Origin of the sequence: uncultured Alistipes sp. (genome assembly GCF_902388705.1) — a bacterium.
Taxonomy (GTDB): domain Bacteria; phylum Bacteroidota; class Bacteroidia; order Bacteroidales; family Rikenellaceae; genus Alistipes.
In genome coordinates this window covers 21209-30113 of record NZ_CABMQJ010000026.1, presented here as the reverse complement: position 1 = coordinate 30113, position 8905 = coordinate 21209, and the positions used below count along the sequence as shown (strand labels likewise).

Genomic DNA, 8905 nt, shown 5'->3' with positions numbered 1-8905 from the left:
TGCGCCGGCCGTGCCGCTGCGCAACCCCGCGGGCGAGGAGGAGCGGATACGCCGGGCGCTGGCGATGGCTGGGGGCAACAAGTCGCAGGCCGCCAAGCTGCTGGGGGTAGACCGCAAGACCCTTTACAACAAACTGCACCTGTACGGCATCGAATAACGGGCGCGCGGTGTGGATATTTTCCACACACTGTGGCGCGATTTCCACACTTTTCCACATACCGCCGGATTCCGGGCAAGAATGTCAACCGCTGATAAACAGCGGTTTTCTCTTTTTTATCCGAATGGCACGCCGCTTGGACTTCCTTCAGGCAGAACGGCCGATGAAACACCGATTCAGACCGAATGAAGTGGAACCTTAATTTTTTAAAGCGATGAAAAAGACAATTGTAACAATGGCAGCATTGATGCTGATGGCTGGCGGCGCATTTGCCTGCGCACAGCAGCCCGAGAAGAAGGACGCTCCCGAAGCGACCGAGGCTACGACGCCCGCGACTACCGACGAGCAGGAGAAATCGGCAGCCGACGATGCGGTGAAGGCCGATTCGACTGCCGGAGAATCGACCCAGGAGGAGAACAAGGTTGAGAGTGAAAGCACAAATGAGGGCAACTCCTCCTCCGCATCGGAAGCTTCGTCCGCAAAATAAGCTTCCGGGATAATTATCAGTTAAACAATTGTTTGCCGGGGTACCCCGCCGTTAGGCGGGGTGCTTTCTTTGTATACGGGGCGTCCGGAAAGGTGTCCGGAGAGGCGTGTGCAGAGGCGTGCGGACGAAAAAACCGGAAGCCCCTGCGGGCTTCCGGCGTGCATGCGGGGCGGCGGACCGCCCGGCGGCGTGTTATTCTTCGATGAAATCGACGTTCACCTGGCGTTGGAAAGCCTCCTGCAGCGAAATCTGCGTTTCCGTGGAGGCGACGCCCTGGATGCGCAGGATGCCGTCGAAGATCGTACGCATGAGGTGCTCGTTGTCCACGCAGTAGAGTTTCACGAGGATGTTGCCCGAGCCGGTGATGAAGTGTGCCTCCACGATTTCGGGAACCTCCTTGAGCTGCTCCACGGTCTGTTTGAGCAGCTGCGGATCCTTGAGCGTGATGCTGATGTGGGCGCAGACGTCGAAGCCCATCATTTTGGGGTCTACGATCAGGCGGCTGCCCAGGATAACGCCCGAGTCGTCGAGCTTGCGGATGCGCTGGTGGATTGCCGCCCCCGAAATGCCGCATTCGCGGGCGATTTCGAGGAACGGCATGCGCGCATTCTTAATCAGGTATTTGAGAATCTTGCGATCGATTGCGTCTAATGAGGTTTTAGGCATACGAGGATTGGTTATTTAATGACATTCAATTCTTTGCCGACCTTGGTGAAGGCGGCGATGCAGCGGTCGAGCTGGTCGGTGGTGTGGCCTGCCGACACCTGCACGCGGATGCGCGCCTGGCCTTTCGGTACGACGGGATAGTAGAAGCCCGTGACGAATACGCCCTCGTCCTGCAGTTTCGCGGCGAAGTCCTGCGACAGTTTGGCGTCGTAGAGCATCACGGCGCAGATGGCCGACTGCGTGGGCTTGATGTCGAAGCCCGCCGCCAGCATGCCCTTGCGGAAGTGCTCGACGTTGGCGACCAGCCGGTCGTGGAGTTCGTTGCTCTCGGCCAGCATCCGGAACATCTCGATGCCGGCGCCGACGACGGCGGGGGGCAGCGAGTTGGAGAAGAGGTAGGGACGCGAACGCTGGCGCAGCATGTCGATAATCTCCCTGCGGCCCGTCGTGAAGCCGCCTACGGCGCCGCCGAAAGCCTTGCCCAGCGTACCCGTGAGGATGTCGACCTGTCCGCGCAGGTCGTAAAGCTCGGTGATGCCGCGGCCGGTCTTGCCCAGCACGCCTGCCGAGTGGCATTCGTCGACCATCACCAGCGCGTCGTATTTCTCGGCCAGCTGGCATATTTTGTCCAGCGGGGCGGCGTTGCCGTCCATCGAGAAGACGCCGTCGGTGCAGATGACGCGGAAACGCTGTGCCTGCGCCTTTTTGAGGCATTCTTCCAGTTCGGCCATGTCGGCGTTGGCGTAACGGTAACGCACGGCCTTGCAGAGGCGTACGCCGTCGATAATCGAGGCGTGGTTCAGGGCGTCGGAAATGATGGCGTCCTCATCGGTGAAAAGCGGTTCGAAAACGCCTCCGTTGGCATCGAAGCAGGCGGCGTAGAGGATGGTGTCCTCGGTGCCGAAGTAGTCGGCGATGGCCTTTTCGAGCTGTTTGTGGATGTCCTGGCAGCCGCAGATGAAGCGTACCGACGACATGCCGTAGCCGCGGCTGTCCATCGCCTTTTTGGCCGCTTCGACAAGACGCGGGTTGTCCGAGAGCCCGAGGTAGTTGTTGGCGCAGAAGTTAAGCACCTTACGACCTGCAACTTCGATCTCCGCACGCTGCGGCGAAGTGATGATTCGTTCGCTCTTGTAGAGCCCTGCAGCCTTGATTTCAGCAAGTTCGTGCTGCAGGTGTTCTTTGATTTTTCCGTACATATCCGTTAATGTTTTGATGAATTTCCGGCGTGTGAGGTGTCAATCTGTTAGCAAATATACGACTAATTTCCGAAAACCGACATTTTTCGACGGCTTTTTTAACGTCCGGGGTTACGAATTGTTAGCCGGCAAGGCAGCGCGCGGGCTGCATCCGTCCCGTAACGGGGTTTTGGGCGGGGTTGTGGCCCGGTATCCTTACAATAATTTCGTCTGCGTACGGCGTCCGTCTGCCGGTGTCCGGCCCGGGTTTTTTCACGGATGCCGATTGCCCCTCCCCGCCGGTCTTTTTCGGCGGCGGCTTCAGGTTTTCGGGCCGTTTTGGCGAACGGGCGTTTTTTTGTGTTATATTTGTAACTCAAATAAAAACCGTCAACTATGAAAAAATCGTGTGTTTTGGTCAGCGGCGGCGCCGGTTATATCGGTTCGCATACCGCCGTGGAATTGATCGGGGCCGGATACGACGTGGTGATTGCCGACAACCTGTCGAACAGCGACATGGACGCCGTCGAGGGGGTGCGCAGCATCACGGGTGTCGACGTTCCCTTCGAGCGAATCGACTGCTGCGACCGCAGCGCGTTCAGCAAGGTGTTCGAAAAATACGACTTCGATTCGGTAATCCACTTCGCGGCGTCGAAAGCCGTCGGCGAATCGGTAAGCAAGCCGCTGGAATACTACCGCAACAACCTCACGTCGTTCATGAACGTCATCGACCTGATGCGCGAATTCGGACGGCGGAACATCGTCTTCTCGTCGTCGTGCACGGTCTACGGCGAGGCCGACGTGCTGCCCGTTACCGAGCAGACGCCCCGCAAGCCGGCCACCTCGCCTTACGGTAACACGAAGCAGATGTGCGAGGATATCCTGCGCGACTCGCTGGCCGCCTATGACGGACTGAAAGGCATTGCGCTGCGCTATTTCAATCCCATCGGCGCGCATCCTTCGGCGCTGATCGGCGAGTTGCCGCGCGGCGTTCCGCAGAACCTCGTACCCTATATCACGCAGACGGCCGCCGGTATCCGCGAGTGCCTGTCGGTGTTCGGCGACGACTATCCGACGCCCGACGGATCGAACATCCGCGACTATATCGACGTCGTCGATTTGGCCAAAGCCCATGTGGCGGCAATCCGGCGCATGATTGAAAACAAGAACAAGGGGAGGTACGAGATTTTCAACGTCGGCACGGGCAACGGCGTTTCGGTGCTCCAGCTGGTTCGCAAGTTCGAAGAGGTGAACAACCTCAAACTCAACTATAAAATCGTCGGCCGCCGGGCGGGCGACATTGTGGCCATCTGGGCCGATCCGTCGTACGCCAACAACGAACTGGGGTGGCGGGCCGAGCGTTCGCTCGATGAAACGCTGGCTGCGGCCTGGAAGTGGGAGAAGCATATCCGCGGCATCGGATAGCTGCCGCCGGAAGCCCGAAAGCGAGGTTGTCCGGCAAGTTTTTACAGGGTTTCACCCCCGTCGCAACGAGTTGCGACGGGGGTGAATTCTGTTTTTCGGTACTCACCGGCCGGTCTTTCTCGTGTGCCGTGTGCCCGCTATACGCCTGCGATGAACGCTTCCAGCGCGCCGAGGTCGGCTTCCATCGGTTCGGATGTCCGGGGGCGCCGGGAGAGCTCCGCGAGCTGCGGAGGCAGCGGTACGGCGGCGCCCGTGACGGGGGAGATGACCTCGCCGAACTTGGCCGGATGGGCAGTGGAGAGGTAGAAGCCCGCCTTGCCCGAGGCCGTGGAGGCCGCATAGCCGACAGCGCTGTGCGGGTCGGAGAGGTAGCCGTGGTTGCGGTGCAGCTCGTCGATGGTGCGGCGTATCAGGGCATCGTCGCACCGGAACCCCGCCAGTTCGCCGCGCAGGGCCTCCGGATCGTCGCCGCAGAGCCACAGCATGCGTTCGAAATTGCTTGGTGCGCCGACATCCATCGCATTGGCGAGCGTCCGCACCGAGGCCCGGGGGCGGTAATCGCCCGTGCGCAGGAATTCGGGCACCACGTCGTTGCTGTTCGAAGCCGCGACGAAACCTCCCAGGGGCAGCCCCATGCGGCGGGCCAGCATCCCGGCCGAAAGGTTGCCGTAGTTGCCGCTGGGCACCACGACCACGGGCTGGTCGCCGCCCGTGGCCTGCCGCCACAGGTGGTAACCGTAGAAGTAGTAGAATGCCTGCGGTATCCAGCGCAGCAGGTTAATCGAGTTGGCCGACGACACGCGGTGCCGGGCACGGAACGCCTTGTCCGCGAAGACCTCCTTGACCAGCCGCTGGCAGTCGTCGAACGTTCCGGCCACGCGCAGCGGGTGGATGTTGCTGCCGAGCGTGGTCATCTGGCACTCCTGCAGGCGGCTGATTTTCCCCGCGGGGTAGAGGAGCACGACCTCGACGCCCGGCACGTTGTGGAAGCCGTGCGCCACGGCGCTGCCCGTATCGCCCGACGTGGCCGTGAGAATCACCAGTTTTCCGTCCCCGCCGCCCAGCAGGCCGACCATCCGGCCCATGAAACCGGCGCCGTAGTCCTTGAATGCGAACGTCGGGCCGTGGAACAGCTCCAGCGTGTAGCGGCTGCCGACCCGGCGCAGCGGGAGCGGAAAGTCGTAGATGCGCACCATCTCCCGCTGCAGGAGGGCGGGGTCGATGTCGTCGCCGAAGAAGAGTCCGGCCAGGTATCCGGCCAGCGCGGCGTAGGACTCTCCGGCCAGCCGTTCTGCGACGGCCATGTCCGCCTGCGGAATACGTTCCGGGACGAACAGCCCTCCGTCGGGCGCCAGTCCCGCCTGCACGGCCTCGCGAAGCGAAAAGGCCTGTGCGCGTGCTTGGTCTTTCGTGCTGTAATATTTCATTTCGGTTGTTGTTTTTACGGTTCTACAATTCGCGCGCCGCGGTTCGATACGCGGCCCGCGTACATTTTGCAGCCGATTCCGAGCCGGGCGAAATGCCCCTGCATCCGTTCGGCGACCTGCTCCGATACGGCCTTGTCAGCCGCCAGTGCGAAAATCGACGGCCCCGAGCCGGCGATGTTCATCGCCAGGGCGCCTTCGGAGAGCACCTCTTCTTTCAGGCGGTCGTAGCCCGGGATAAACCCTTTGCGGCAGGGTTCCGCCACCGCGTCGTGCATCGAGCGGCCGATCAGCGCCACGTCGCCCAGGGCGAATCCGGCGACCAGCCCGCCGACGTTTCCCCACTGCGTGACGGCGTCGTGCAGGGGGATTTCCCGGGGCAGCACCTCGCGGGCCTCCTTGGTGCTGACGACGATGTCGGGATGCACCACGGCATAGAAAAAGTCGTCGGGGACGGGCAGGCGGACGATGTCCAGCGGTTCGTAACCGCGAATCAGCACCACGCCGCCCAGTACGGCGGGCCCGACGTTGTCCGCATGGGGCGTGCCGCCGATGAGCGCTTCGCCCATCATGGCGAACTCCACCAGCCGCTCGCCCGGGAAAGGCCGTCCAAACAGTTCGTTGACGCCGTAGACCGCTGCGGCGGACGATGCGGCGCTCGAACCGATGCCGCTGCCCGGGGCTATTTTTTCGAGAATTGTGATTTCGACCCGTACGGACTGGCCGTAGGCCTCCAGCATGGCCATGACGGCCGGGGTGATGACGTTGTCTTCCATGCGGGCGGGAAGCTCTTTCCCGCTCCGGTTGCTGATTGCGAGTCCGTCGGCGCCCGGCTCTACGCCGATTCGCATCCGGTCGCCCACGCCGTCGAGCGTCAGGCCCATCACGTCGAAACCGCAACCCAGGTTCGCCACCGTGCCGGGGGCGAATACTTCGATATATTGCATGATAAAATCTCCTGTTGAATGAAACTACCGTTGACTGAATTCTCATTTCCGCCCCGGCAGCCTGGGCCGGGAGGTGCATAACGGGTATGCTCGTGACGGAAAAATAACAACTACACCCCCACAGGGGTTGTGGTTGTCGTTGTGGTAGTTGCGCAGAGGACGATTGCGGAGGTAATACGCGTTGCGGGGATGCAGGTTGTCCCGCGTCCCTCGCCCGTCGTATTGTTCCGTTTCATGTTCATCGTGGGCAAATATAAAACAAAATTTTTTAATATCCAAATCTGCGTGATAAATCGTAAGCAGCCCGCAGATGCATCCGAAACCGGTTTTTATATATAGGAGTAGTCCGAAAAGGCCGGAAACAACCCGTCTGAAAAACAAATCGTAAGATATTTTTCACACCCGAAACGGGCGGATTTCCGGGAAACTTCGGTAAAATGGCGTTTGAGGCGGAAAAATGCGGTTTTAAATCGTAAGTAAACTGCGTCCGATACGGCGAGATATAAACCGCAAGAGGGGTATCTGTTTCCGGATTGTTACAATATTAAATTTTTTTCAAAATTATTTTGAAGAAACGGTTTTATATCCCTATCTTTGCTTCGAAACCATTACCCGAATACGGTTATTTATGCTGAACTGTTCGTATACCAACGTCATTAATCTGCTGCTCGTCGTCTTTGAGAGATAACGGGAGAAAGGTGATGCGTATAGGATAATAGTATAGAGCCTTTCTCCCAGGAGAAAGGTTTTCTTGTTTTCAGGCCGCACGGGATACGTTGAAAAAGAGAAGACATGAAACACCCACTCAAAAGCGCCGTCACGATGACGGGACGCCGCATGGCCGGGGCCAGGAGCCTCTGGCGTGCCAACGGAATGCGGGAGGAGCAGTTCGGCCGCCCGGTTATCGGCATTGCCAATTCGTTCACCCAGCTGGTGCCGGGGCATGTGCACCTGCATGAAATCGGGCAGTATGTCAAGGCGCGCATCGAGGCGCTCGGCTGTTTTGCGGCGGAGTTCAACACCATTGCCGTCGACGACGGCATCGCCATGGGCCACGACGGTATGCTTTACTCGCTGCCGTCGCGTGAAATCATCGCCGACAGTGTCGAATATATGGCCAACGCCCACAAGGTCGACGCGCTGGTCTGCATCTCGAACTGCGACAAGATTACCCCCGGCATGCTGATGGCCGCGATGCGGCTCGATATTCCCACCGTATTCGTGTCGGGCGGGCCGATGGAGGCGGGGCGCATGGGCGACCGCGCGCTCGATTTGATCGACGCCATGGTGATGGCCGCCGACAAGGGTTGCAGCGACGAGGAGGTGGCGCGCGTCGAACGCTGCGCCTGTCCCGGGTGCGGCTCGTGCTCGGGGATGTTCACGGCCAACTCGATGAACTGCCTAACCGAGGCGCTGGGGCTCTCGCTGCCGGGAAACGGCACGATTGTCGCCACGCACGCCAACCGCCGCCGCCTGTTCGAACAGGCCGCGGCGCTCATCGTCCGCAACGCCGAGCGCTACTATTTCGAGGGGGACGATTCGGTGCTCCCGCGTTCGATTGCCACGAAAGCCGCCTTCGAGAACGCCATGTCGCTCGACATCGCCATGGGCGGCTCGACCAATACGGTGCTGCACCTGCTGGCCGTGGCCCACGAGGCCGGCGTGGATTTCACGATGCAGGACATCGACCGCCTTTCGCGCCGGGTGCCCGTGCTGTGCAAGGTGGCGCCCAATTCGCATTACCATATCCAGGACGTGAACCGCGCCGGCGGCATCCTGTCGATTCTGGGCGAGCTCGCCCGCGCGGGACTGCTCGATACCACGGCCGGGCGTGTCGACGGCCGCACGCTGGCCCGTGCCATCGCCGCCTGCGACGTGCGCAGCGACACGGTCGAGCAGGAGTCAAAACGCCGTTGTGCGAGCGCTCCGGCAGGACTTTACAGCCGGGAGCTGGGCGCACAGCATACCTATTACGACGAACTCGACACGGACCGCACCGCGGGCTGTATCCGCGATATGGAACACGCCTATTTCCGCGACGGCGGGCTGGCCGTGCTGACGGGCAACATCGCCCGCAGCGGCTGTATCGTCAAGACGGCGGGCGTCGACGAATCGCTGTTCGTGTTCCGCGGCCGGGCACGCGTCTACGAGTCGCAGGAGCAGGCCATCGACGGCATCCTCGGCGACGAGGTGCAGGCTGGCGACGTGGTCGTCATCCGCTACGAAGGTCCCAAAGGCGGCCCCGGCATGCAGGAGATGCTCTATCCCACGTCGTACCTCAAATCCAAACACCTCGACAAAGCCTGTGCGCTGATTACCGACGGGCGCTTCTCGGGCGGAACCTCGGGCCTTTCGATCGGCCACGTGTCGCCCGAAGCCGCGTCGGGCGGGGAGATCGCCATCGTCCGCACGGGCGATGAAATCGAAATCGACATTCCCCACCGCTCGATTCGCCTCGTGGTCGGCGACGACGAAATCGCTGCGCGCATGGCGGCGCAGAAGCGTTTCCGTCCCGTGTCGCGCGATCGCCGTGTTCCCGCGTCGCTGCGCGCCTATGCGCAGCTGGTAAGCTCGGCGGACAGGGGAGCCGTACGAATCGTCGATGAAGAATAATCAAACAG

Annotated in this window: 8 protein-coding genes; 4 read left to right on the top strand and 4 right to left on the bottom strand. The window is 60.9% G+C overall.

Going from position 1 to position 8905, the window contains the following annotated elements:
• A partial coding sequence (locus QZT71_RS07865) for a helix-turn-helix domain-containing protein (protein ID WP_295914766.1) occupies positions 1 to 157 on the top strand: 157 nt, incomplete at its 5' end.
• A gap of 214 nt (positions 158 to 371) precedes the next feature.
• Positions 372 to 644 (top strand): hypothetical protein, encoded by a 273-nt coding sequence (locus QZT71_RS07860; RefSeq protein ID WP_295914765.1) that lies wholly within the window; start codon positions 372 to 374, stop codon positions 642 to 644.
• Positions 645 to 836: 192 nt separating this feature from the next.
• On the opposite strand, the gene QZT71_RS07855 is transcribed toward QZT71_RS07860, so the two are convergent.
• Positions 837 to 1310, bottom strand: a complete 474-nt coding sequence (locus QZT71_RS07855; RefSeq protein ID WP_295914763.1) for an AsnC family transcriptional regulator — start codon at positions 1308 to 1310, stop codon at positions 837 to 839.
• An 11-nt stretch (positions 1311 to 1321) separates the two neighbouring features.
• On the bottom strand, positions 1322 to 2509 hold the full coding sequence (gene kbl / locus QZT71_RS07850) for a glycine C-acetyltransferase (protein WP_295914761.1): 1188 nt from the start codon (positions 2507 to 2509) through the stop codon (positions 1322 to 1324).
• Between the two features lie 375 nt (positions 2510 to 2884).
• On the opposite strand from kbl, the gene galE reads away from it, so the two are divergent.
• Positions 2885 to 3913: a UDP-glucose 4-epimerase GalE gene (galE, locus tag QZT71_RS07845; RefSeq protein ID WP_295914758.1), complete on the top strand. Its 1029-nt coding sequence runs from the start codon at positions 2885 to 2887 to the stop codon at positions 3911 to 3913.
• A gap of 137 nt (positions 3914 to 4050) precedes the next feature.
• Here the strand turns inward: galE and thrC are convergent, their stop codons facing one another.
• Both thrC and QZT71_RS07835 read right to left on the bottom strand, forming a co-directional pair.
• Positions 4051 to 5340 carry a threonine synthase gene (gene thrC, locus QZT71_RS07840; protein WP_295914754.1) on the bottom strand — a complete coding sequence of 430 codons (1290 nt, stop codon included), beginning with the start codon at positions 5338 to 5340 and terminating at the stop codon, positions 4051 to 4053.
• Between the two features lie 14 nt (positions 5341 to 5354).
• Positions 5355 to 6284 (bottom strand): homoserine kinase, encoded by a 930-nt coding sequence (locus tag QZT71_RS07835; protein ID WP_295914752.1) that lies wholly within the window; start codon positions 6282 to 6284, stop codon positions 5355 to 5357.
• A gap of 792 nt (positions 6285 to 7076) precedes the next feature.
• On the opposite strand from QZT71_RS07835, the gene ilvD reads away from it, so the two are divergent.
• Positions 7077 to 8897 (top strand): dihydroxy-acid dehydratase, encoded by a 1821-nt coding sequence (ilvD, locus tag QZT71_RS07830; RefSeq protein ID WP_295914749.1) that lies wholly within the window; start codon positions 7077 to 7079, stop codon positions 8895 to 8897.
• Positions 8898 to 8905: the final 8 nt, after the last annotated feature.